This is a genomic window from Stenotrophomonas rhizophila (assembly GCF_003651185.1).
GTDB lineage: Bacteria > Pseudomonadota > Gammaproteobacteria > Xanthomonadales > Xanthomonadaceae > Stenotrophomonas > Stenotrophomonas maltophilia_Z.
In genome coordinates, this window is sequence record NZ_RCDC01000004.1 from 1573500 (window position 1) to 1596940 (window position 23441).

Here is a 23441-nt window from a genome sequence, read left to right on the forward strand (position 1 = left end):
TGCCGGCTTATTCCTTGACCGCGCGCGGACGGACCTGGACATGCACTTCGGCCAGCTGCTCGTCCGGGATCGGCGACGGGGCACCGGTCATCAGGCACTGCGCGCCGGTGGTCTTCGGGAACGGGATCACATCGCGGATCGACTCGGTACCGGCCATCAGTGCGGCGATACGGTCGATACCGAAGGCGATGCCACCGTGCGGCGGCGCGCCGAAACGCAGCGCGTCGAGCAGGAAGCCGAACTTGCCCTCGGCCTCTTCGGCCCCGATGCCCAGCAGGTCGAACACCGCGCTCTGCATGTCCGAGCGGTGGATACGGATGGAACCACCGCCGATCTCGTTGCCGTTGAGCACCATGTCATAGCCCCGCGACACGGCGGTCTTCGCATTCGCGCGCAGATCGGCAATGTCGTCCACCGCCGGTGCGGTGAAGGGGTGGTGCAGGGCGACGTAGCGCTGGGCTTCGTCGTCGTACTCGAACATCGGGAAATCGGTGACCCACAGCGGTGCCCAGCCGGCGGCGACCAGGTTGAAGTCCTTGCCGGCCTTCAGGCGCAGGGCGCCCATGAAGTCGGAGACCTTGTTGTAGCCACCGGCGCCGAAGAACACGATGTCGCCGTTACCGGCACCCACCTGGGCGACCAGCGCGGCGAAGGCCTCTTCGCTGAAGAACTTGGCGATCGGCGAGGCAACTTCGCCGCTCTCGCTGATCTTGATGTAGGCCAGGCCCTTGGCGCCGTACTTGGCGGCATGCGCGGCGTAGTCGTCGATCTGCTTGCGCGACAGGCTGGCACCACCCGGGATGCGCAGCGCGGCGACGCGGCCATCGGCATCATTGGCGGCGGCGGTGAACACCGGGAACTCGCTGGTCTTGACCAGCTCGGCCACGTCCACCAGCTCCAGCGCGATGCGCAGGTCCGGCTTGTCCGAGCCATAGCGACGCATCGCTTCGGCCCAGGTCATGCGCGGGAAGCTGGCGGCCAGCTCCACGTCCACCACTTCCTTGAAGATGGCGCGGATCATGGTTTCCACGAAGTCCTGCACGTCGCGCTCGCGCACGAAGGCAAACTCCATGTCCAGCTGGGTGAATTCCAGCTGGCGGTCGGCACGCAGGGCTTCATCGCGGAAGCAGCGCGCGATCTGGTAGTAACGGTCGAAGCCGGCCACCATGAGGATCTGCTTGAACAGCTGCGGGCTCTGCGGCAGGGCGTAGAACTCGCCCGGGTGCATGCGCGCCGGCACCAGGAAGTCGCGGGCGCCTTCCGGGGTGGCCTTGGTCAGGATCGGGGTTTCGATGTCCTGGAAGCCGGTGGCATCCAGGTGGCGGCGCAGGGCCTGCACCAGCTTGATGCGGGTGCGCTGCATGCGCTGCATTTCCGGGCGGCGCAGATCCAGGTAACGGTACTTCAGGCGGGTTTCTTCGCCCGGGTTCTCGTGCGCGTGGAACGGCAGCGGCTCGGCCTTGTTGAGGAGGGTGATGGCCGTGGCGATCACTTCCACCTTGCCGGTGCGGAGCTTGTCGTTGGCCGCATGGCGCGCGCGCACCACGCCTTCCACCTGCAGCACGTCCTCGTAGCCCAGGCTGGCGGCCACGGCGAATACAGCGGCGTTGTCGACTTCCACCGTCACCTGCACGATGCCTTCATGATCACGCAGATCGATGAAGACCACGCCGCCCTGGTTGCGGGCAACGTCGGTCCAGCCGGCGAGGGTTACGGTTTGGCCAATCAGGGTCTCGTCGACCAGGCCACAGAAGTGGGTACGCATGGGGGTAAAGCTCCGCAGGAGAGTGCCGGCGCCAAGCTGCGCCGGAAAGCCCGTTATTCTGCGGCCGCCAGCCCGGCGGGGCAAATCCGGGGGCTGCGGCCCGGCATCACACGCTCTGAACCGGGGCCATTCCTATAGTCCGCGCACCAACGACCGCACGGGGATGTCGCCATGCAACGCCGTCTGAGCACCGTCTGCCTCACCCTTGCCCTGGCCTGTATGGCCCCGGCCCTCCACGCCCAGATGAGTACCCGGGCCTATGCCCCGGAGAATCTGTCGCAGCTGTCCTCCTCCGACCGCAGCCGGGTCATCACCCAGGAATACGCCGACCAGTCCAATGGCCGCCGGATCCCGGACGACCAGCTGCGCTTCTACCTGGCCCAGGTCAATTCGGGCTGGAACTTCTCCCACATCAAGCAGGACATCGCCACCTCGCTGCGCGGCAACGGCAACGGCGGTGGCTGGAATGGCGGCGGCAACGGCCCCGGCAACAACGGCACGGTCCGCTGCGAAAGCCAGGACAACCGCGAGCGGGTCTGCAACACGGGCTGGCGCAGTGCCCGGCTGTCCCGCCAGATCTCCGGGACGACCTGTACCGAGGGCCGCAACTGGGGCTCGCGCAATGGGACGGTCTGGGTCAGCGGCGGTTGCCGGGCCGAATTCGTCGAGGGCCGTGGCAATGGCGGCAACTGGGGCGGCGGTGGCGGTACCGGCGCGACGATCCGCTGCGAGAGCCAGGATAACCGCGAGCGCACCTGCAACACCGGCTGGCGCAACGCAAGCCTGGTCCGCCAGATCTCCGGTACGGCGTGTGTCGAGGGCCAGACCTGGGGCGTGCGCAATGGGGCGATCTGGGTCAATCGCGGCTGCCGCGGCGAGTTCGCCGAAGCGCGTGGCAACAGCGGTGGCAACTGGGGAGGCGGTGGCGGCAACAGCAATTACAGCGTGACCTGCAGCAGCAACGACAAGCGCCAGCAGACCTGTGCCTGGGATGCCCGTCAGGGTCGCCCGGCGCTGGTGCAGCAGTTGTCGGGCACGGCCTGCGTGGAAGGCCGCAGCTGGGGCTACAGCAATGGCAGCCTATGGGTCAGCGGCGGCTGCCGCGCCCGGTTCGGGGCGCGCTGAGCGTTACTGCCCGCGGTAGGTGCCGACCGCTGGTCGGCACCGGTGAACGTTACGGCGCGGGCGTCTCACTGCCCCACGGCGCCGGCGGCAATGCCACCGGCTTGCTCAGATCGAACACCACCTGGAAGTGGCGGCCGCCCGGGCGGGTCAATTCGTAGACGAAGCGCTGATCCGGCTCTACTTCCATCGCCCAGGTGTTCTGCACCGAAGCGAGCATGTCCGCCTTGCGGAACATCGCCACGGAATCCGAATCGACCGGGAAGGACTGACGTTGCGCGGTACCCGGCGGTTTGCTGTCGCCACCGTACATCGTCACCGCATCCGGGCTGCCATCTTCGTGGCGGTGATCATGCTTCAGGCGCAGGCCGTTCTCGGTACGGCTCAGCACCCAGGTACGCGAGTGGTCGTCGCCGACATGGAACGGAATCCGCAGCTCGTGCGCCGGATCCTCGCAGCCACGCACATGCATCACCAGGCGCTTGCCCTCGAACGGGTCCGGCGCCTCGGTGCGCGGTTCGTTGACCGCGATGCGACCTTCGAACGCTTTGCCGCAATGCGCAGCCACGGCGGACATGAAGGCATCGGACGGTGCCATCGACACCTCATGCCCGACGGTGTCGTTGGAGCCACTGCAGGCGGTGATCGCCAATGCAGCGGCCAAAGGAAGAAGTTTGACTGCGTTCATGCCCCCACCCTAACGGTCGCGACCGGGCAGCGCAAACCGCGCGCCTGATGCGACAGACCGGTTCACGCGCGCATCGCCGCCGCTGCAACCGGGGCTTCATTGCCCCTGTGTTATGGTCAATCACGTGACTTGTTCGCCTTCTTCCCCACGAAGGGCGCACGCATGTTGCGGTTGACCGCCCTGCTCGCCGGTGTGGCGCTGCTGCTGACCGGCAGCGGCCTGCTCGGCACATTGCTGGCGGTGCGCGGGGGTGAAGCCGGCTTCGGTGCCGGCACGTTGGGGTTGGTGATGTCCGGCTATTTCGCCGGTTTTTTCATCGGCACCTTCTTCGCCCCCTCGCTGATCGGCCGCATCGGCCATATCCGTGCGTTTGCCTTCTTTGCCGCCCTCGCCGCCATCGCGGTGCTGTTGCACCCTCTGTGGATCAATCCGGTGGGTTGGGGCGTGCTGCGCATCCTCACCGGCATCGCGCTGGTAGGCCTTTACACGGTGATCGAGAGCTGGCTCAACGCCGAGCCAGACCCGCGCCTGCGCAGCCGCGCTTTCTCGCTCTACATGGTGGTCAACCTCTCGGCACTGGCGCTCGGCCAGGTGCTGCTGATGCTTGGCGACGCCGGCGCGACCTCGATGTTCATGCTGACCGCGATCCTGGTCTGCGCGGCAGTATTGCCGGTCACCGCTACGCGCCTGCGCCCGCCGGAGATTCCCTCGGTGCCGCGCCTGAAACTGGCGCGGCTGTATGCGATGGCCCCGGTGGCGACGGTTGCCGCCGGCCTCTCCGGCCTGGCGATGGGTGCGTTCTGGGGCTTGCTGCCGGTCTACGCTGGTGAGGTCGGCCTGGACGGCAATGGCGTCGCCCTGTTCATGCTGACCGCCATCGCCGGTGGCGCGTTGCTGCAATGGCCATTGGGTCACATCAGCGACGGGCATGACCGCCGCACCGGACTGGTCGCACTGAGCCTGGCCGCGGCGGGTATCGCCGTGGTGGCCTCGCTGCCGATGATCCAGCTGCAGACCCATCTGCTGTTCGGCCTGTTTTTCTTCTATGGCGGGCTGGCCTTCGCGCTGTATCCCTTCGCGGTCGCGCACATGCTCGATTACCTGCCGCGCGAAGATCTGCTCTCGGGCTGCTCCAGCCTGCTGCTGGTCCATGGCGTGGGCGCCGCGCTCGGCCCCGCGTTGGCGGGCGCGGCCATGCAACAGTTCGGCGCGCCTGCACTGCCGTTGTACTTCGCGGTGGTCCTGATGCTGCTGGCCTTGTTCACCACCGCGCGCCTGCTCAGTTTCCAGCGGCTGCGCACGCATCCGGTCGGCTTCCGGCTGATGCTGCGCACCACCCCCTCGGCGCTGGAACTGATGCCCGAGACCGACACCGCGCCGCCGGATCCCGATATCCCCCTCCCCTCTGACTCCGATAAGGAAGTGCATTGACTGTTTCGACACCGACCTCCCTCACTCCAACCCGTACACCGCCGGCGCCGCCGGCCCCGCAATTGATTCTCGCCACCGATCTGGATGGCACCTTCCTCGCCGGCGATCCCGCCGCGCGTCATCGGCTCTACCGGCTGGTCGACCAGCACCCCGGCATCCGCCTGATCTTCATCACCGGCCGCGGCCTGGAAGCAGTGATGCCCCTGCTCTCCGATCCGGCCATTCCGCGCCCGGATTACGTGGTCTGCGATGTCGGTGCGACCGTCGTCGACGGCCACACCCTGCAGCCGCTGCAGCCCCTGCAATCGATGATCGACGCGCACTGGCCGGGCGAGCAGGTGGTCGCCGCCGCGATGCGTCCGTTCACCGCACTCCAGCGCCAGGATGTGCCGCAGGAACGCCGCTGCTCGTATTTCTGCGATCCGGACACGCTGGCGCCGCTGCGCTCGCAGATCCAGGCCGCCGCGCAGGCGCTGGGCTGCGATGTGCTGTACTCGGCCGACCGCTATCTGGACATCCTGCCGCCGGACACCGACAAGGGCCGCACCCTGGCCGCGCTTGCGCGCCTGCTGGAGCTCCCGCGCGACCGCATCCTGGTGGCCGGTGACACCCTCAATGACCTGTCGATGTACACCTCCGGTTTCCGCGGGGTGTGCGTGGGCGATTCCGAGCCGGCGCTGACTGCCGCGACGGCCGACCTGAAGCACACCTTCCATGCACAGGCGCCGGGTTGCGGCGGCATCCTCGAAGCGATCGAACATTTCGGCCTGCTCGCCGATGACGATCCCTTCCTGCGCCCACCGCCGCAGGCGCGCGCCGACGGCGCCGACCTGGTGATGGTCTATCACCGCCTGCCCTTCGATGAAGTGATGGAAGACGGCGTGCTGGTGCAGCGCCCGCCGCGCTCGCCCAACGGCATCATCCCCTCGCTGCTGAGCTTCTTCGAAGGCGGCCAGAAGGGCTCCTGGGTCGCCTGGGGCATCGATGAACCCAAGCGCGGTCCGTTCCAGACCCACCTGGCGGTGGATGCCGAGCGCTACCCGACCCTGACCGCTGCGCGCGTGCCGCTGAGCAAACAGGAAGTGGACATTTTCTACAAGCGCTTCTCCAAGGAAGCGTTCTGGCCGATGCTGCACGTGTTCTGGGAACGCGCGAAGTTCCGCGAAGAAGACTGGCAGGTATTCCTGAAGGTCAACCGCAAGTTCGCCGAGGCCACCGCCGCCGAGGCCGCGCATGGCGCGACCGTGTGGATCCACGACTACAACCTGTGGATGGTGCCGGCCACGCTGCGTGAACTGCGCCCGGACCTGAAGATCGCCTTCTTCCACCACACCTACTTCCCGTCGGCGGATGTGTTCAATGTGGTGCCGTGGCGCCGCGAGATCATCGGCAGCCTGCTCAGCTGCGACTACATCGGCTTCCACATTCCGCGCCAGGTGGAAAACTTCGTGGACGTCGTGCGCGGTGCGATGCCGGCCGAACGGCTGGCGTGGGAAAGCTGTGCCCCGCGCTTCCTCACCTATGGGTGCGCCGTGGGTCTGGACACGATGACCACGCGCCTGCGCGTGGGCGACCGCGAAGTCGCCCTCGGTGCGCACCCGGTCGGCACCGATCTGCGCCGCATCCACAACGTGCTCGCCCGCAGCGACGTGCGCAATGACATCTTCAAGCTGCGCCGCGAGATCGGCGCGCGCAAGCTGGTGCTGTCAGTGGAGCGCCTGGATTACACCAAGGGCACGCTGGCCAAGCTGGAGGCGTTCGAGCGGTTGCTGGAGCAGCATCCGGATCGCCAGGGCAAAGTCACCCTGCTCATGATCTGCGTACCGGCCGCGCGCGAGATGACCATCTACCGCACGCTGCAGAACCAGATCGAGCAGGCGGTGGGGCGGATCAACGGGCGCTTCTCGCGGCTCGACTGGACCCCCGTGCGCTTCTTCGCCCAGGCATTGCCGTTCGAAGAGGTGGTGGCGCACTACGCCGCCGCGCAGGTGATGTGGATCACCCCGTTGCGCGATGGCTTGAACCTGGTGTCCAAGGAGTTCGTGGCCACGCAGGGCATCGAGGGCAGCAACGGCGTGCTGGTGCTGAGCGAATTCGCCGGTGCGGCGGCCGAGCTGAAGGGCGCGGTGCTGACCAATCCGCATGACCCGGCCGACCTCACCGCGGGCTTGTTGCAGGCGTTGTCGATGCCCGACGAGGAAGCCACCGGGCGCATGCGCCAGCTGTTCGGCAGCGTGGAGTATTACGACGTGGATCGCTGGGGCCGGGACTTCCTGGACGCGGTGCGCAACAGCCACGCCGAAGGCTGACGTTGTAGAGGTAGTGCCGGCCGCTGGCCGGCGCCAAGCGGTGCCGGTTTCATGGGTTGCCGGCCAGCGGCCGGCACTACCCTGTGCTGCACCGACCAACGGTCGGTGCCTGCCGGCGGGGTGGCGTACCGGGCGGTGTGGCTTACCCGGCGTGCTGCATGATGCTTTCGGCAAGCACTGCCACCTGGCGCAGCACGTCGTTGCGGCCGGCATCGTCCACCGTCGCGCCCTGCAGGTAGCTGGTCAGCACCCACGGTGCACCGCCGGCGAGCGGCCACAGAATGGCGATGTCATTGGTGGTGTCCTCGCCATTGCTGCCGGTCTTGTCACCCACCCGCCACGCCTTGGACAATCCGGCGCGCAGCCGTGTATCGCCGGTTTCGTTGTCGATCAGCCAGTCGGCCAGCTGCTGTTTCGAGGCGGGCTTGAGGACGTCACCGAGCACGAAGCGCTGCAGGCTGGCGGCCATCGCGGCCGGGCTGGTGGTATCGCGCGGGTCGCCCGGGGCGAAGCGGTTCATCTCCGGCTCGAGACGGTCATTGCGGGTCACCGCATCGCCGTTGGCACGCAGGAACGCGGTCACGCCGGCCGGCCCACCCACCATGCCCAGCAGCAGGTTCGCGGCGGGGTTGTCGCTGGTGATCATGGTCGCCCGGCACAGGTCGCGCACGGTGACGTCCTTGCCGATGTGCCGCGTGGTCACCGGCGCATGCGAGAGCATGTCCTGCTGGCGCACGGCCACGCGCCGGTCCAGCGAGAGCCTGCCCTGGTCGGCCAGGTGCAGCACCGCGGCGGACAATACGAACTTGAACGTGCTGCACATCGGGAAGCGTTCGTCCTGCCGGTTGCCGGTGCGCCAGCCGGTACCGGTGTTGAGCAGGGTCACGCCGAGGCGCCCGCCGCTTGCTACTTCCAACGCGGCGAAGTCTTTCGCCGCGACGGCAGGTTTCGGCGCGGGCAGCGGCGTCTTGGCGAAGGCGGTGGTGGTGGCGGCCAGCGCAGACGCGGCGGCCGCGCCGGTCCATTGCAGGAACTGTCGTCGAGCGATCATGGGGTTCTCCTTGGCGAAGGCCTGAGTATTGGCAGGTTGCCGCGCCTCCACCAGCGAGGATTTTCAGCGGAAGTCATTACTTGACCTCATACCTCTTGGCATCCCCCCCCGGGAATGAACGCGGAAAATGGCGTCATCTGCGGAAGTCGCTCGCCGCAGCTGCCCCTCGGTGCGAAGATGCATCACTCCTGCTCACGGCTCGCCCCATGCTCCGCCCCCAGCTGCCGCTCAACGCCCTGCGCGCCTTCGAGGCTGCCGCCCGGCACCAGAATTTCACCCGTGCCGCCTTGGAACTGTGCGTCAGCCAGGCCGCGCTGAGCCATCAGATCCGGGCGCTGGAGGACCGGCTGGGCGTGTCGCTCTTCACCCGGTTGCCGCGCGGGGTCGCCCTGACCGATGAAGGCGCCCGCCTGTATCCGGTGCTCAACGAGGCCTTCGACCGCATCGCGGTGAGCCTGGACCGGTTCGTCGGCGGGCATTTCCGGGAGGTGTTGAGCGTGGGCGTGGTCGGCACCTTCGCCACCGGTTGGCTGCTGCCGCGCCTGGGGGATTTCAACGCGCGCCATCCGGATATCGAACTGCGCCTGCAGACCCACAACAACCGCATCGATCTGGCCGGTGAAGGGCTGGACCTGGCGATCCGGTTCGGTGATGGCGATTGGCAGGGGCAGGTCAGCGATGCCGTACTGGATGCCCCGTTTGCGCCGCTGTGTGCACCTGCGTTGGCACGTACGCTGCGGCAGCCGCGCGACCTGGCCAACGTGGCGTTGTTGCGCTCCTACCGCAGCGACGAGTGGCCACGCTGGCTGCAGGCCGCTGGCGCGCCGGAGCTGGACGCGCGTGGGCCCGTGTTTGATTCGTCCCTGACGCTGGCCAGTGCCGCCGCCGCAGGTGCGGGCGTGGCGCTGTTGCCGTTGAAGATGTTCGAGCAGGATCTTGCCCAAGGGCGCTTGATCCAACCCTTCGCGCAGACCCTGGACCTGGGCAGGTATTGGCTGACGCGGCTGCGCTCGCGCAGCGAGAGCGATGCGGCGCGGCGGTTCCGGGAATGGCTGGAAACCCGGTAGATCCACGCCATGCGTGGATAACGCAATGCCGGGACGGAGCGCATCCACGCACGGCGTGGATCTACACGGGATGCGGCACGTACCAGCGTGCCGCATCACCCGCCGCGATCAGGCGTCCAGCAATTCCATCCACGTCTGCTCGGCCTTGCTGAGCAGGGTGGCGGTCGCTTCGCGGTCACGGCCAAGCACCGCCATGCGGGTCGCATCGGCGTAGTTGGAAGGATCGGCCAGCTGGCGGTCCAGATCGGCCAGCAGCGCTTCCAGCTCGCCCACCTTGGCTTCGGCAGCGGCCAGCTTGTGCGGGTTGGCCGGCTTGCGCGCGGGCAGCGGCGGAGTCGGCGGCGCCGGCTCCGGGGCGGCCGCGGCCATCTTCTGCTTGGTGCCCTGCGCGGCCGGACGCGAACGCAGCCACGCCGCGTAGGCATCCAGATCGCCGTCGAACGGTTCGACCACGCCATCGGCCACACGCCAGAACGTGTCGCAGACCAGACCGATCAGATGGCGGTCATGCGAGACCATCACGATCGCGCCTTCGAAGTCGGCCAACGCTTCGGCCAGCGCTTCGCGCATTTCCAGATCCAAGTGGTTGGTCGGTTCGTCGAGCAGCAGCACGTTCGGCTGCTGGTAGGCGATCAGTGCCAGGGCCAGACGCGCACGTTCGCCGCCGGAGAAGCCGTCCACCGGTTCAAACGCGCGGTCGCCGGCGAAGTTCCACTTGCCGAGGAAATCGCGGAAGGACTGGTTCGGTGCATCCGGGGCCAAATCGCGGAAGTGCTCCATCGGCGACTGCCCTTCGTGCAGCGACTCCACCGTGTGCTGGGCGAAATACCCGATGCGCAGGTCCGGATGCGCGGCACGCTCGCCGCTGATCGGGTCCAGTTCGCCCACCAGGGTCTTCACCAGAGTGGTCTTACCGGCACCGTTCGGGCCGAGCAGACCGATGCGCTGGCCGGCTTCCAGGCCGAAGCCCACGTTGTGCAGGATCACCGAATCGGCGCCGTAACCGGCCTCGACATGGTTCAGGCGGATCAGCGAGAACGGCAGTTTGGCCGGCGGCGCGAACTCGATGCGGAACTCGCGCTCGGCACGCACCGCTTCGGTGCCGGCCAGCTTGGCCAGGCGCTTCATGCGGCTCTGCGCCTGCGCGGCCTTGCTGGCCTGCGCCTTGAAGCGATCGATGAAGCTCTGCAGATGCGCGCGCTCGGCCTGTTCCTTGTCGTGGGCGAGCTGCTGCTGGCGCAGCTGTTCGGCGCGCTGGCGCTCGAAATCGGTATAGCCGCCGACGTACAGCTTGGCACCGCCACCGTGCAGATGCAGGGTATGGGTGGCCACGTTGTCCAGGAACTCGCGGTCATGCGAGATCAGCAGCAGGGTGCCCGGGTACTTGAGCAGCCACTGTTCCAGCCAGAACACGGCGTCCAGATCCAGATGGTTGGTCGGTTCGTCGAGCAGCAGCAGGTCGCTGGGCATCATCAGCGCGCGCGCCAGGTTCAGGCGCACGCGCCAGCCGCCAGAGAACGAGGAGACCGCGCGCGAGTGGGTCTCGGCCGGGAAGCCCAGGCCGTGCAGCAGCTTGCCGGCGCGCGCTTCGGCGTCATACGCGCCGATCTCGGCCATACGCTGGTGGGCGGTGGCCACCGCTTCCCAGTCTTCACGCGCCGCGGCCTCCGCCTCTTCACGCATGACGGCGGCCACCTCGGTGTCGCCCTCCAGCACGAACTGCAGCGCCGGATCGGGCAGCGACGGGGTTTCCTGGGCCACGCTGGCGATGCGGATCTTGCCGGGCAGATCGACGTCGCCCTTGTCCGCCTCCAGCTCGCCCTTCACGGCGGCGAACAGGCTGGACTTGCCGGCGCCATTGCGGCCGACCACGCCGACGCGGTACCCCGCATGCAGGGTCAGGTCGACGTTGGACAACAGCAGCCGCTCGCCACGGCGCAAGGCGAAGTTACGAAGGGAAATCATCTTGGGGGTCCATATAACGGAATGGAATGTGCTCGTGAGCACCTTTCCTGCGACGTAATTCTAGCGTTAACGAATACTTGACGCGCCCCGGGATGCGCGGCAGGCCTCGTTTCTCTCTCCCACGACCCTGCCTGCGCTTCCCCGGGACCCTCCTGTCGAATCGAACGCCCCACGTAAATGGTTGCTTCTGCAACGTTTTTTACGAAAACGGCGAAAATTTGACAAGCGATGAATATCCCGTTAATCCGTCTATTGCGCACCGCAACAACCGCCTTCGCTGACCCGATCCTCGATGTCGTGATGTCGCTTTGGTGCAGCACCGTCACTACCGGAGCCACATCCTGATGAACCGCAAGACCAGTACGCTCGCCGCCGCCGTAGCTGTCGCGCTCGGTATGTCCAGCTTCGCCGCCACCGCCCAGGACGCCCCTGCCCGCACCGCGGCCAACACCCTGGACACCATCATCGTCACCGGCACCCGCGTGGCCGACCGCACCGTGGCCGAGTCCCAGTCGCCGATCGACATCATCACCCCCGAGGCGCTGCAGTCCACCGGCACCACCGAGCTGGCCACCGCGCTGGCCCGCGCCCTGCCCTCGCTGAACTTCCCGCGCCCGGCGCTGACCGATGGCACCAGCGGCATCCGCCCGGCGCAGCTGCGCGGCCTCTCCCCGGACCAGGTGCTGGTGCTGGTCAACGGCAAGCGCCGCCACACCTCCGCGCAGATCAACGTCAACGGCAGCATCGGCCGTGGCTCGTCGGCCGTGGACATCAACGCGATTCCGATCGCCTCGATCGAGCGGGTGGAAGTGCTGCGCGACGGCGCCTCGGCGCAGTACGGCTCGGACGCCATCGCCGGTGTGATCAACATCGTGCTCAAGGGGTCCTCCTCCGGCGGCAGCCTGGCGCTGGATGCCGGCCAGTACTCGGCCGGTGACGGCAACAAATACCAGCTCTCCGGCGACACCGGTATCGGCTTCGCCGACGGCCGCGGCAGCGTGCATGTGGCCGGCCAGATCGTCCAGCAGGACGAGAGCAACCGCGCCGGCCCCTACCAGGGCACCGCGCCCAACACGGGCAACTTCCCGAACATCGGCCAGACCACCTTCGTGGTCGGTGACCCGCAGGTGGATGCTACCGCGGCCTCGGCCAATGCCAGCTTCCAGTTCAGCGACCACGTCTCGGCCTACGCCACCGCGATGGCCAGCAACCGCGACATCACCTCGTTCGCGTTCTACCGCTCGCGCAACAACAGCAACCAGGGCGCGCTGCTGGCGCAGACCTACCCGGACGGCTTCGTGCCGGAGATCAATCAGTACTCCAAGGACCGCTCGCTGGTCGCCGGGGTCAAGGGCGATACGGACAGCGGCTGGAACTGGGACGTCAGCTACAACTACGGCGCCAACAAGATCGATTTCCACACCCGTAACAGCATCAACTACGCGCTCGGCGTGAACAGCCCGCGCTCGTTCTACGATGGCGCGCTGGAGTACACCCAGAACATCGTCAATGCCGATGTGACAAAGACCCTGGACTGGGGCCTGGCCTACCCGGTCACGCTGTCCTTCGGCGGTGAATACCGCAAGGAAAAGTGGGAGCAGTCCGCCGGTGAACTGAACTCCTATACCGGAAGCGGTGCGCAGGGCTTCGGCGGCTTCACCCCACTCAACGCGGTGGATGCCGACCGCGACAACTACGCCGTCTATGCCGGCCTGGAAGCCGACCTCACCGACAAGTTCTCCGCCGGTGTGACCGGCCGCTATGAGGATTACTCGGACTTCGGCGACAAGTTCTCCGGCAAGCTCTCCGCGCGCTATGCCTTCACCGACAAGGTCGCCCTGCGCGCCACGGCGTCGAGCGGCTTCCGCGCGCCATCGCTGGCCCAGCAGAGCTACCAGGCGGTGACCAGCACGATCATCAACGGCGTGTTCGTCGAACGCGGCACCTTCCCGACCACCAGCCCTGCCGCGCAGGCCCTGGGCGCCAGCCCGCTGAAGGCCGAAAGCTCGACCTCCTACAGCCTGGGTCTGGTACTGCAGCCGGTGGATCGCCTGTACCTGACCGTGGATGCGTACCAGATCGACATCGACGACCGCATCGTCTTGTCGACCAACATCACCACCAATGACGCCGCCAATGCGCTGCTGGCCAACCTGGGTCTGCCGGGCGTCACCGCGTTCTCCTACTTCACCAACGGCGTGGACACCCGCACCCGCGGTGTGGATGCGGTCTCCAGTTACACGATTCCCTTCGCCGCCAGCTCGCTGGAGCTGACCGCCGCCTACAGCTACAACGAGACCGAGGTGAAGAAGTTCATCGCCTCGCCGGCGGTGTTCGGCGCGCTGGGCATCACCCAGTCGCTGATCGGCCGCGACGAGATCGGCCGCATCGAGGACAGCTACCCGCGCGACAAGACCATCCTCAGCGGCACCTGGCGTTCGGACCGCTGGGACCTGAACCTGGCCGCCACCCGCTACGGCTCGTTCACGGTGCGCAACTCGGCTACCGCCCTGCGCGACCAGACCTACGACGCCTCGTGGGTGCTCGATGCCTCGGCCAGCTACAAGCCGAGCGAGAACTGGACCCTGACCCTGGGCGCGGACAACATCCTGGACGAGTACCCGGACCGCACCGTGGACCTGCAGAACTCCACCTGGGGCATGCTGCCGTACAGCAACTACTCGCCGTATGGGTTCAACGGCGCCTATGTGTACGGTCGCGTGACGTACAAGTGGTAACCCAAGGTAGTGCCGGCCGCTGGCCGGCAACCTCCTGATAAACCCCATGCCCCGGTTCGCCGGGGCATGTGCGTTCTGGCCGCAGGAAACCGGGATTCCGCGCATTCACCGTTCAACCCACGGGCTGTCCCGGACAGCACATGACCTGACCACGGGGACATAGCAGCATTGCGGCCATCGATGTTTGCCCGGACCGGCCGCATCGGTGAAAATCGGGGTACCCCCCCTCTTTGCGAGCCCCGATGCACCATGACACCGACCTGATCAACATCGTTGCCGTTGGCCTTGGGCTCGCCTTCATTTTCGGCGCGCTGGCCAACAAGCTGCGTTTGTCTCCCCTGGTCGGTTATCTGATTGCAGGCATCTGCGTAGGTCCGTTCACCCCCGGCTTCGTCGCCGACCAGGCACTGGCCAACCAGCTGGCCGAGATCGGCGTGATGCTGCTGATGTTCGGGGTCGGCCTGCATTTCTCGCTCAAAGACCTGATGGAGGTCAAAGCGATCGCCATCCCGGGTGCGATCGGCCAGATCCTGGTCGCTACCCTGCTCGGTTGGGGCCTGGCGGCGTTGATGGGCTGGCCGGTGATCTATGGCGTGGTATTCGGTTTCTCGCTGGCCACCGCCAGTACCGTGGTGCTGCTGCGCGCGATGGAAGAACGGCGCCTGCTGGAAACCACGCGCGGCAAGATCGCCATCGGCTGGCTGATCGTGGAAGACCTGGCCTGCGTCCTGGCGCTGGTGATGATGCCGGTCCTGGCCGGCGTGTTCGGGCCCGATGCGGCCAATGAAACCCATACCGTCGGCAGCGTGCTGGCCAGCATCGGCTGGACCTTCGTGCAGCTGGGCCTGTTCGTGGCGGTGATGCTGGTGGTCGGGCGCCGGGTGATTCCGTGGATCCTGGAGCGCATCGCCGGCACCGGTTCGCGCGAGCTGTTCACCCTGGCCGTGCTGGCCATCGCACTGGGCGTGGCGTTCGGCTCGGCGATGCTGTTCGGCGTGTCGTTCGCACTCGGCGCGTTCTTCGCCGGCATGCTGCTCAACGAATCCGAACTGAGCCACAAAGCCGCCAATGATTCACTGCCGCTGCGCGATGCGTTCGCGGTGCTGTTCTTCGTCTCGGTCGGCATGCTGTTCAACCCGGCCATCCTGATCGAGCACCCGTGGCAGGTCCTGGCCACCGCGGCGATCATCATGTTCGGCAAATCCGCCGCTGCGTTCGTGATCGTGCGCGCGTTCGGCCATCCGACCGGTACCGCACTGACGATTTCCGCCAGCCTGGCGCAGATCGGCGAATTCGCCTTCATCATTGCCGGCCTCGGCGTGACGCTGGGGATCCTGCCGCCGACCGGTCAGGCGCTGGTGCTGGCCGGTGCGCTGATCTCGATCATGCTCAACCCGCTGGTGTTCGGCCTGCTCGACCGCTGGCTGCTGAAGCATCAGGAAACCGCCCCCACCACGGTGGAGACGGAATTGCCGCCGGGCCCGTCGCTGGACCTGCACGACCATGCCATCGTGATCGGCTACGGCCGCGTCGGCAGCGCGCTGGCGCAGGTACTGCGCGACCGGGGCGTGCCGGTCATGATCATCGACGACAACAAGGAACACGTCGCCGAAGCACACGCGGCCGGCCTGCCCGGTATCCGCGGCAGTGCCGCCTCCGACCGCGTGCTGGCCGAAGCGCATCCCGAGCGCGCCAAGATCGCCGTGCTGGCGATCCCGCAGCCGCTGGAAGCCGGTGAAACGTTGGCCAAGCTGCGCGCGCTCAACCCCGGCCTGACCCTGCTGGCAAGGGCGCATAGCGATGCCGAGGTGAAGCACCTGCTCGCCCACGGTGCCGATGGCACGGTGATGGCCGAGCGCGAACTGGCCTACTCGCTGGCGGAGATGGTGATGTCCACCCCGCCGTACCGCACGATGGGGCAGCAGCACAGCATTCCAGTGGTGTGAGGGGCGCTACGCGACCGGCACGCAGATATCCGCACGCAGGATCGCCTCAGGGACCTCTTCCGGATCGTCGAGGTAGTGGTAATACAGCTCGACGTCGCGCAGCGTGTGGCCGCTCTCGGGCAGCCAGTCGCGCAGCAGCGCATCGGTGGCGGCCTCCAGCCCTGCGTAACTGCCCACATGGCGCAGCACGGCATACGTGCCACCGCCCAGCGTCAGCGCACGCAGCGGGGCTGGTAGCGCCTGCGGCGGGCGCCCGAACCCCATTGCACAATCGAACACGCATTCCTGCGCCGGCGCGTCGCGGTGGTCCGTCCGTGCGATGCCGACCAGCTGCTGCAACTGTTCGGCCCATCCCTGCTCCGCCGCCCAGGTGAAGATCTCGCCGAAGGCCTGATCCAGATCATCGAAGGCCCCTTGCGTGCGCAGCGCCACCACATCGAAAGGCTCCAGCGTGGTCACCGTAACTTGCAACGGCACCGTCCCGTCCGCGTGATCGCCCGCCGGCAGCGACAGCCGCTGCTGCCAGTGGCTGCGCAGCCCGGCATCCTCACGCAACGTGCTCGGCGTGGCATCCAGCGTTTGGCGACAGGCACGGGCCAGCGCCTGCGGGCTTTCATAGCCGACGTTCAAGGCGACCTCGGTCACCCGGCTCTCGGCCTGACCGAGCAGCGTCAGCGCCTGCAGCAGGCGCAGGCGCGCCACGGTGCGCCCGGGCGTTTCGCCGGTCAGCGCGCGGTACAGGCGATGGAAGTGGAACGGCGACTGGTGCGCGATCGCGGCCAGTGCCTCCAGATCGGGCAAGGGATCGCCAGCGCGCAAGCACGCCTGCAGATGGGCGATGACACGATCGATACCGTGGCGCTGGCGTACCTGGGCAATGCGGCGCATGGCGGGCTCCCTCTCTAGGTGATGCTCAGCCTGCGCCGTGCCCCGCGCCTGCGCGTGGCCGATCTTGCGCAGTTGGGGGATCGTCAGCCGATCCTAACCCCGCGCGTAGAGCCACGCCATGCGCGGCCCTACCCCCATGGCAGAGAATCCATGGCGCCATGGCAAAACCCCCACGGCGGCCGGCCCGCACCGGCCGCCGTGGGTCCCACCTCTACGCCTTGGCCAACGCCTGCTCCAGGTCCGCCAGCAGGTCGTCGATGTGCTCGATGCCGACCGACAAGCGCACCGTGTCTTCGCTGACGCCCGCCTTCTCCAGCTCGGCCGCATCCAACTGCCGGTGCGTGGTAGAGGCGGGATGCGTGGCCAAGGATTTCGCATCACCCAGGTTCACCAGACGGGTGAACAGCTGCAGTGCATCCAGGAAGCGCGCGCCGGCGGCGCGGCCCCCGGGCAGGCCGAAGGTCAGCACGCCGGAGCCGTGGCCGCGCAGGTACTTCTGCACCAGCGCGTGTTCGGGGTGGTCGGGCAACGCGCCGTAGTTGACCCAGGCCACCTTGGCATGGCCCTGCAGATGCTTGGCCACGGCCAGGGTGTTCGCGTTGATCCGGTCCAGCCGCAGTGCCAGCGTCTCGATGCCCTGCAGGATCAGGAAGGAATTGAACGGTGAAATCGCCGCGCCGGTATTGCGCAGCGGTACCACCCGCGCGCGGCCGATGTAGGCGGCCGGCCCGAGGGCTTCGGTGTAGACCACGCCGTGGTAGCTCACGTCCGGCTCGTTCAAGCGGCGGAAACGCTGCTTGTGCTCCGCCCAGGGGAAGCGTCCGGAATCCACGATCGCCCCGCCCAGGCTGGTGCCATGTCCCCCGAGGTACTTGGTCAGCGAATGCACCACGATGTCCGCGCCGAAATCGAACGAGCGCTGCAGGTACGGTGTCGCCACCGTGTTGTCCACGATCAGCGGTACGCCATGCGCATGCGCGATCTTCGCGACCGCTTCGATGTCGGTGATGTTACCGCGCGGGTTGCCGATGGACTCGACGAACACCGCCTTGGTGCGGTCATCGATCAGCGCGTCGAACGCCTGCGGGTCGCGGTAGTCGGCAAAGCGCGTTTCGATCCCGAACTGCGGCAGCGTGTGCGCGAACAGGTTGTAGGTGCCGCCATACAGCGCACTGGCCGAGACGATGTTGTCGCCGGCCTCGGCGATGGTCTGGATCGCGTAGGTGATCGCGGCCTGGCCCGAGGCCAGGGCGAGCGCGCCGATGCCGCCCTCAAGCGCGGCGATGCGCTGCTCGAGCACATCGGTGGTCGGGTTCATGATGCGGGTGTAGATGTTGCCCGGCACCTTCAGGTCGAACAGGTCCGCGCCATGCTGGGTGTCATCGAAGGCGTAGGCCACGGTCTGGTAGATCGGCACCGCCACCGCGCGGGTGGTGGGATCGGGCCGGTAACCGCCATGCACCGCGATGGTCTCCGCGCGCCACTGTGATTCGGGACTGCCGTGTTCGGACATATCGCATCGTCTCCAGGTGAATGCCGACGATACCGAACAAAAAACCCCCGCCGAAGCGGGGGTTCATGCCAAACATGCATGGTGTGAGGCCCAACGGTTATCAAGCCGCCGGCGCGCGCGGGGCTCAGCCCTTCACGAACACCAGCTTGCCCTCGGCCGCATCGACCCGGATCACATCGCCATTGAGGAACTCGCCGGAGAGGATCTTCTGCGCCAGCGGGTTCTCCAGCTGCGACTGGATGGCACGCTTGAGCGGGCGGGCGCCGTAGACCGGATCGAAGCCGACGTTGCCCAGCAGCTGGAAGGCCTCGTCGCTGACCTCGATGCGCAGGCCACGCTCGGCCAGGCGCTTCTCCAGGCCCTGCATCTGGATGCGGGCGATCTGCTTGATCTGCACCTTGTCCAGCGGATGGAACACGACAATGTCGTCCAGGCGGTTGATGAATTCCGGGCGGAAGTGCGCCTGCACCACCCCCATCACCGCCGCCTTCATCTGCGTGTAGGCCTCCGGGCTGTCATCGCTGCTCATGTCCTGGATCTGGTGCGAGCCCAGGTTGGAGGTCATCACGATGACGGTATTGCGGAAGTCCACCGTGCGGCCCTGGCCATCGGTCAGGCGGCCGTCGTCGAGCACCTGCAACAGGATGTTGAACACATCCGGATGCGCCTTCTCCACTTCGTCCAGCAGAATCAGCGAGTACGGGCGACGGCGCACCGCCTCGGTGAGGTAGCCGCCTTCTTCGTAGCCCACATAGCCCGGGGGCGCACCGATCAGCCGCGCGACGCTGTGCTTCTCCATGAACTCGCTCATGTCGATGCGGATCATCGCGTCGCTGCTGTCGAACAGGAATTCAGCCAGCGCCTTGCACAGTTCGGTCTTGCCCACGCCGGTCGGCCCCAGGAACAGGAACGAGCCGCTCGGGCGATCCGGATCGGACAGGCCCGCACGCGAGCGCCGCACCGCATCGGACACCACCTTGATCGCTTCTTCCTGGCCGACCACGCGGTTGTGCAGCATGTCTTCCATGCGCAGCAGCTTGTCGCGCTCACCTTCCAGCATGCGGTTGACCGGAATGCCGGTCCAGCGCGAAACCACTTCGGCGATCTCTTCGGCGGTGACCCGATCCTGCACCAGCTTGAACTCGCTGGTTTCCACTTCCTGCGCGGCCGCCAGCTGCTTTTCCAGCTGCGGCAGCTGCCCGTATTGGATCTCGCTCATGCGGCCGAAATCCTGGCGGCGCTGGGCCGATTCCAGTTCCAGCTTGGCCTGTTCGATCTGTTCCTTGATCCGGGTCGCGCCCTGCAGCGTGGCCTTCTCCGACTTCCAGATTTCGTTGAGATCGGAGAACTCGCGCTCCAGCGCATCGATGTCATTCTCAAGATCGGCCAGGCGCTGGCGCGAGGCATCGTCCTTTTCCTTCTTGAGCATTTCGCGCTGGATCTTGAGCTGGATCAGGCGCCGCTCCAGGCGGTCCAGCTCCTCCGGCTTGGAGTCGATCTCCATGCGGATGCGCGAGGCGGCCTCGTCCATCAGGTCGATGGCCTTGTCGGGCAGCTGGCGGTCGGCGATGTAACGGTGCGAGAGCGTGGCCGCCGCGACGATGGCCGGGTCGGTGATCTCCACGCCGTGGTGCACGGCGTACTTTTCCTTCAGCCCGCGCAGGATCGCGATGGTGTCTTCCACGCTCGGCTCGCCGACCAGCACCTTCTGGAAGCGGCGTTCCAGCGCAGCATCCTTTTCGATGTACTTGCGGTATTCGTCCAGCGTGGTCGCGCCGACGCAGTGCAGTTCACCGCGGGCGAGCGCCGGCTTGAGCATGTTGCCGGCATCCATCGCGCCATCGGCCTTGCCCGCACCGACCATCGTGTGCAGCTCGTCGATGAACAGGATCACCTGCCCTTCGCTCTTGGCCAGGTCGTTGAGCACGCCCTTGAGGCGCTCTTCGAACTCACCGCGGAACTTGGCGCCGGCGATCAGCGCGCCCATGTCCAGCGAGAGCACGCGCTTGCCACGCAGGCCCTCGGGCACTTCGTCGTTGATGATGCGCTGGGCCAGGCCTTCCACGATGGCGGTCTTGCCCACGCCGGGCTCGCCGATCAGCACCGGGTTGTTCTTGGTGCGGCGCTGCAGGACCTGGATGGTGCGACGGATTTCCTCATCGCGGCCGATCACCGGATCCAGCTTGCCGGTCTCGGCCCGCGCGGTCAGGTCGATGGTGTATTTCTCCAGCGCCTGGCGCTGGTCTTCGGCGTTTTCCGACTGCACGGTCTCGCCGCCGCGCACCTTGTCGATCGCGGTCTCGATCTTCTTCTTGTCGGCACCGGCGGCGCGCAGCGCCATGCCCAGGGTGCCGCCATCGTCCACTGCAGCCAGCACGAACCACTCGCTGGCGATGAAGGCATCGCCGTGCTGCTGGGCCAGCTTGTCGGTGTTGTTGAGCAGCCGGTTCAGATCGTTGCCGATCGACAGGTTGCCTTCCTGCCCGGAGACCTTGGGCAGGGCCTCCAGGGTTTCATTCAAGCGTTCGCGCAAGACCGGCACGTTGACGCCGGCCTGGGCCAGCAGCGGGCGCGTGCTGCCGCCCTGCTGGTCCAGCAGCGCGCTGAACACGTGCACCGGTTCGATGATGTTGTGGTCGCGGCCCACGGCCAACGACTGCGCGTCGGCCAGCGCCTGCTGGAAACGCGAGGTGAGCTTGTCCATCCGCATGTTCTTGTCCTCGATGTAAACGGGGCTGGCCGTGCCAGCACTGTCCCTGAAATGCGGTTACGGGGGCGTGTTTCAAGGGTGGATGAGATGCCGATTCAGGGTTCGTCAGGCCGTCGGCGGCCGGGCCAGCAGCGGCGGTTCGGGCGGCTGCGGGACCAGGCAGCCGAGACCGGCGGGCAGGTCCAGTGCCACGGTGTAGCCCCCGGTGACGCCGTAGCCGATCCGCCACGACGAAGGGAACAGATCCGGCGGCTGGAACGCGATATCCACCGCAATGTCGCTCAAACTATCGGTGACCTGCAGTGGCGTGCTGGCGGGCGCGTACTCTATGTCCTCCGCACCGCGCGTGGTGATCACGTTCCTGCGCTGGATCGCGGCGGCCGGCACCGACGAGCGCGGCGCGCCGCGCATCTGGAAGGCCCCATGGAAGCCCGTGTCGACCAGCATCAGGTTGTTCTCGCGGCCCCGGATCGGAAAGCGGACCTGCTGGAAGGGACCCCACAACGAGGAGGTGAAGACGGTCCGGCGCGTGCACGCGGCCGGGGTCTGTGCTCCCAGCAGCGTCAGCGTTTCACGCGAGAGCGTGATCCGCCCCAGCGCGCGCAGCACGTCCAGGCCGATCAGGTTGAGCTCGCGCGCCGCTTCGCTGTTGAACGACACATCACGCACCCGCTGCCCACCCACCTCGATATCGATCGGTGCCACCAGGCCCGCCTGCTGGATATCGCCCTCGACGATGCGCGACACCACGAAGCCCTCGGTAACGGCCAGGCCGAGCGAGTCGGCCAGCGCGCGGGTGATGTGCGAGCGCGGGGCCCCGGTATCAACGATGAAGGCGGCCTCTTGGGTGACCGGCGCGCCATCGCGCGTGCCGTGCAGCGTGAGGGTCACCGAGGGCAACTCATTGCTGAACTGGATCGGCACCGCCACGTCCTGCGCCCGCTCGGCTGCGGGCAGCGCGCTGCGCGGCCATGTGGTGAAGGACGCGAACGCCGGCCGGGTGACATCGGGCACTTCATCGCCGGCCCTGAGCATCGGCACGATGGTGCGCTGGTAGTCCTCGCGCACGCGCAGCATCAGGCTCGCCCATCCGGCGATATCGCCCTCGATCAGCGCATTGCCCGCGAGGGTGGATTCGCACAGGAACGCCAGACCCTGCAGCGCCGGCGGTGCATCCCGGGTTTCATCCAGGCACTGGCGTGCTGCACGGTTGGAGGCGGCCAGCTCGCCACGGACACGATGGTAGCCCGCTGCACCGAGGTGACGGCGCGGACCGGATGCACCGCTCATCTCACGCAACGAGGTCAGTTCCGCACGCAGCACCGCATCGCTGTAGCCGAACCCATCGTGCAGTGCCACCGGATCGGCCGCCACCGTGGCCGGCAACACCGCCACGCACATGCCCAGGACCCACTTCCGCATCGCGTACTCCCATCAACATGCCCGCTCGACCCTAGCACGGGAACCACGCTGCGCTCACGCCTGCTTTCGGCAGCACCGGCGATGCTGGAGGTCGGTTCCATACGGAGTGGCGGCATGCATTACGAACTGTATTACTGGACCGGCATCCAGGGCCGCGGCGAGTTCGTGCGGCTGGCGCTGGAAGATGCCGGCGCGGGCTACACGGACATGGCGCGCATCCATGGCGATGTGGTCATGCAGCCGTACCTGCAGGGCAAGGTTGAAGGCCTGCAGCCATTCGCGCCTCCGTTTCTGCATACCGGCCGGCAGGTGATCGCCCAGGTCGGCGCGATCCTGGACCACCTGGGCCCGGAACTCGGCCTCGTCCCGGATGCCAGTTCACGGCGGCAGCAGGCACTCCAGCTGCAATTGACCATCGCCGATCTGGTCGCTGAGGTGCACGACACCCATCACCCGATCGCAGCGTCGATGTACTACGAGGATCAGAAGCACGAAGCCAAGGCGCGCGCCGCCTCCATGCGCGGCGAGCGCATGCCCAAGTTCCTGGGCTATTTCGAGAACGTGCTCAAGCACAACGGCGGGCGGCATCCGCTGCGGGAGCATTCCTACGTGGATCTCTCCCTGTTCCAGCTGCTGAGCGGGCTGGAGTACATGTTCCCGCGCCGCATGCAGGCGCTGTGGCCGACGCTGCCGCAACTGCGTGCATTGAAGGACCGGGTGGAAACCCGGCCCAACATCGCCGCCTATCTCGCCTCCGAACGCCGTCTGCCGTTCAACACCAACGGCATCTTCCGGCATTACCCGGCGCTGGATGGCGAGGCATGAT

At 67.0% G+C, this 23441-nt stretch carries 15 protein-coding genes; 7 read left to right on the forward strand and 8 right to left on the reverse strand.

Annotation, left to right across the window (positions count from 1 at the left end; all coding sequences use genetic code 11):
• Window positions 1-7: 7 nt before the first annotated feature.
• The gene (aspS, locus tag BCL79_RS07035; protein WP_121039169.1) at window positions 8-1765 is read right to left on the reverse strand and encodes an aspartate--tRNA ligase; all 1758 of its coding nucleotides are present in this window, start codon (window positions 1763-1765) and stop codon (window positions 8-10) included.
• A gap of 435 nt (window positions 1766-2200) precedes the next feature.
• Here aspS and BCL79_RS07040 point away from each other — a divergent pair, with 435 nt between their 5' ends.
• The gene (locus BCL79_RS07040) at window positions 2201-2890 is read left to right on the forward strand and encodes a DUF3011 domain-containing protein (RefSeq protein ID WP_428999447.1); all 690 of its coding nucleotides are present in this window, start codon (window positions 2201-2203) and stop codon (window positions 2888-2890) included.
• Window positions 2891-2939: 49 nt separating this feature from the next.
• Here BCL79_RS07040 and BCL79_RS07045 read toward each other — a convergent pair whose 3' ends face one another.
• Window positions 2940-3575 carry a hypothetical protein gene (locus BCL79_RS07045; protein WP_121039175.1) on the reverse strand — a complete coding sequence of 212 codons (636 nt, stop codon included), beginning with the start codon at window positions 3573-3575 and terminating at the stop codon, window positions 2940-2942.
• A gap of 162 nt (window positions 3576-3737) precedes the next feature.
• Between BCL79_RS07045 and BCL79_RS07050 the strand changes: the two genes are divergently transcribed.
• Together BCL79_RS07050 and ggpS are read left to right on the forward strand one after the other, a co-directional pair.
• Complete coding sequence (locus BCL79_RS07050) at window positions 3738-5006, forward strand: MFS transporter (protein WP_121041194.1); 1269 nt, start codon at window positions 3738-3740, stop codon at window positions 5004-5006.
• 62 nt (window positions 5007-5068) lie between these two features.
• Window positions 5069-7315, forward strand: coding sequence for a glucosylglycerol-phosphate synthase (gene ggpS / locus BCL79_RS07055; RefSeq protein WP_121039178.1), 2247 nt, complete (start codon window positions 5069-5071; stop codon window positions 7313-7315).
• Window positions 7316-7457: 142 nt separating this feature from the next.
• On the opposite strand, the gene blaL2 is transcribed toward ggpS, so the two are convergent.
• On the reverse strand, window positions 7458-8366 hold the full coding sequence (blaL2, locus tag BCL79_RS07060) for a L2 family extended-spectrum class A beta-lactamase (protein ID WP_121039181.1): 909 nt from the start codon (window positions 8364-8366) through the stop codon (window positions 7458-7460).
• 206 nt (window positions 8367-8572) lie between these two features.
• Between blaL2 and BCL79_RS07065 the strand changes: the two genes are divergently transcribed.
• Window positions 8573-9433 carry a LysR family transcriptional regulator gene (locus tag BCL79_RS07065; RefSeq protein ID WP_121039184.1) on the forward strand — a complete coding sequence of 287 codons (861 nt, stop codon included), beginning with the start codon at window positions 8573-8575 and terminating at the stop codon, window positions 9431-9433.
• Window positions 9434-9541: 108 nt separating this feature from the next.
• On the opposite strand, the gene BCL79_RS07070 is transcribed toward BCL79_RS07065, so the two are convergent.
• Complete coding sequence (locus BCL79_RS07070) at window positions 9542-11398, reverse strand: ABC-F family ATP-binding cassette domain-containing protein (protein WP_121039187.1); 1857 nt, start codon at window positions 11396-11398, stop codon at window positions 9542-9544.
• Between the two features lie 344 nt (window positions 11399-11742).
• On the opposite strand from BCL79_RS07070, the gene BCL79_RS07075 reads away from it, so the two are divergent.
• Together BCL79_RS07075 and ybaL are read left to right on the forward strand one after the other, a co-directional pair.
• Window positions 11743-14136, forward strand: a complete 2394-nt coding sequence (locus BCL79_RS07075; protein WP_121039190.1) for a TonB-dependent receptor plug domain-containing protein — start codon at window positions 11743-11745, stop codon at window positions 14134-14136.
• Between the two features lie 242 nt (window positions 14137-14378).
• A complete protein-coding gene (gene ybaL / locus BCL79_RS07080; protein ID WP_088433889.1) occupies window positions 14379-16082 on the forward strand; it encodes a YbaL family putative K(+) efflux transporter in 1704 nt (567 codons plus the stop codon).
• A 6-nt stretch (window positions 16083-16088) separates the two neighbouring features.
• Here ybaL and BCL79_RS07085 read toward each other — a convergent pair whose 3' ends face one another.
• The 4 genes from BCL79_RS07085 to BCL79_RS07100 form a co-directional block, all read right to left on the reverse strand.
• The gene (locus tag BCL79_RS07085) at window positions 16089-16970 is read right to left on the reverse strand and encodes an AraC family transcriptional regulator (protein WP_121039193.1); all 882 of its coding nucleotides are present in this window, start codon (window positions 16968-16970) and stop codon (window positions 16089-16091) included.
• 211 nt (window positions 16971-17181) lie between these two features.
• Window positions 17182-18483, reverse strand: a complete 1302-nt coding sequence (locus BCL79_RS07090; RefSeq protein WP_121039196.1) for an O-acetylhomoserine aminocarboxypropyltransferase/cysteine synthase family protein — start codon at window positions 18481-18483, stop codon at window positions 17182-17184.
• A 124-nt stretch (window positions 18484-18607) separates the two neighbouring features.
• On the reverse strand, window positions 18608-21193 hold the full coding sequence (gene clpB / locus BCL79_RS07095) for an ATP-dependent chaperone ClpB (protein WP_121039199.1): 2586 nt from the start codon (window positions 21191-21193) through the stop codon (window positions 18608-18610).
• A gap of 105 nt (window positions 21194-21298) precedes the next feature.
• Complete coding sequence (locus BCL79_RS07100; protein WP_121039203.1) at window positions 21299-22615, reverse strand: retropepsin-like aspartic protease; 1317 nt, start codon at window positions 22613-22615, stop codon at window positions 21299-21301.
• A gap of 114 nt (window positions 22616-22729) precedes the next feature.
• On the opposite strand from BCL79_RS07100, the gene BCL79_RS07105 reads away from it, so the two are divergent.
• The gene (locus tag BCL79_RS07105; RefSeq protein WP_183073693.1) at window positions 22730-23440 is read left to right on the forward strand and encodes a glutathione S-transferase family protein; all 711 of its coding nucleotides are present in this window, start codon (window positions 22730-22732) and stop codon (window positions 23438-23440) included.
• Window position 23441 lies beyond the last annotated feature (1 nt).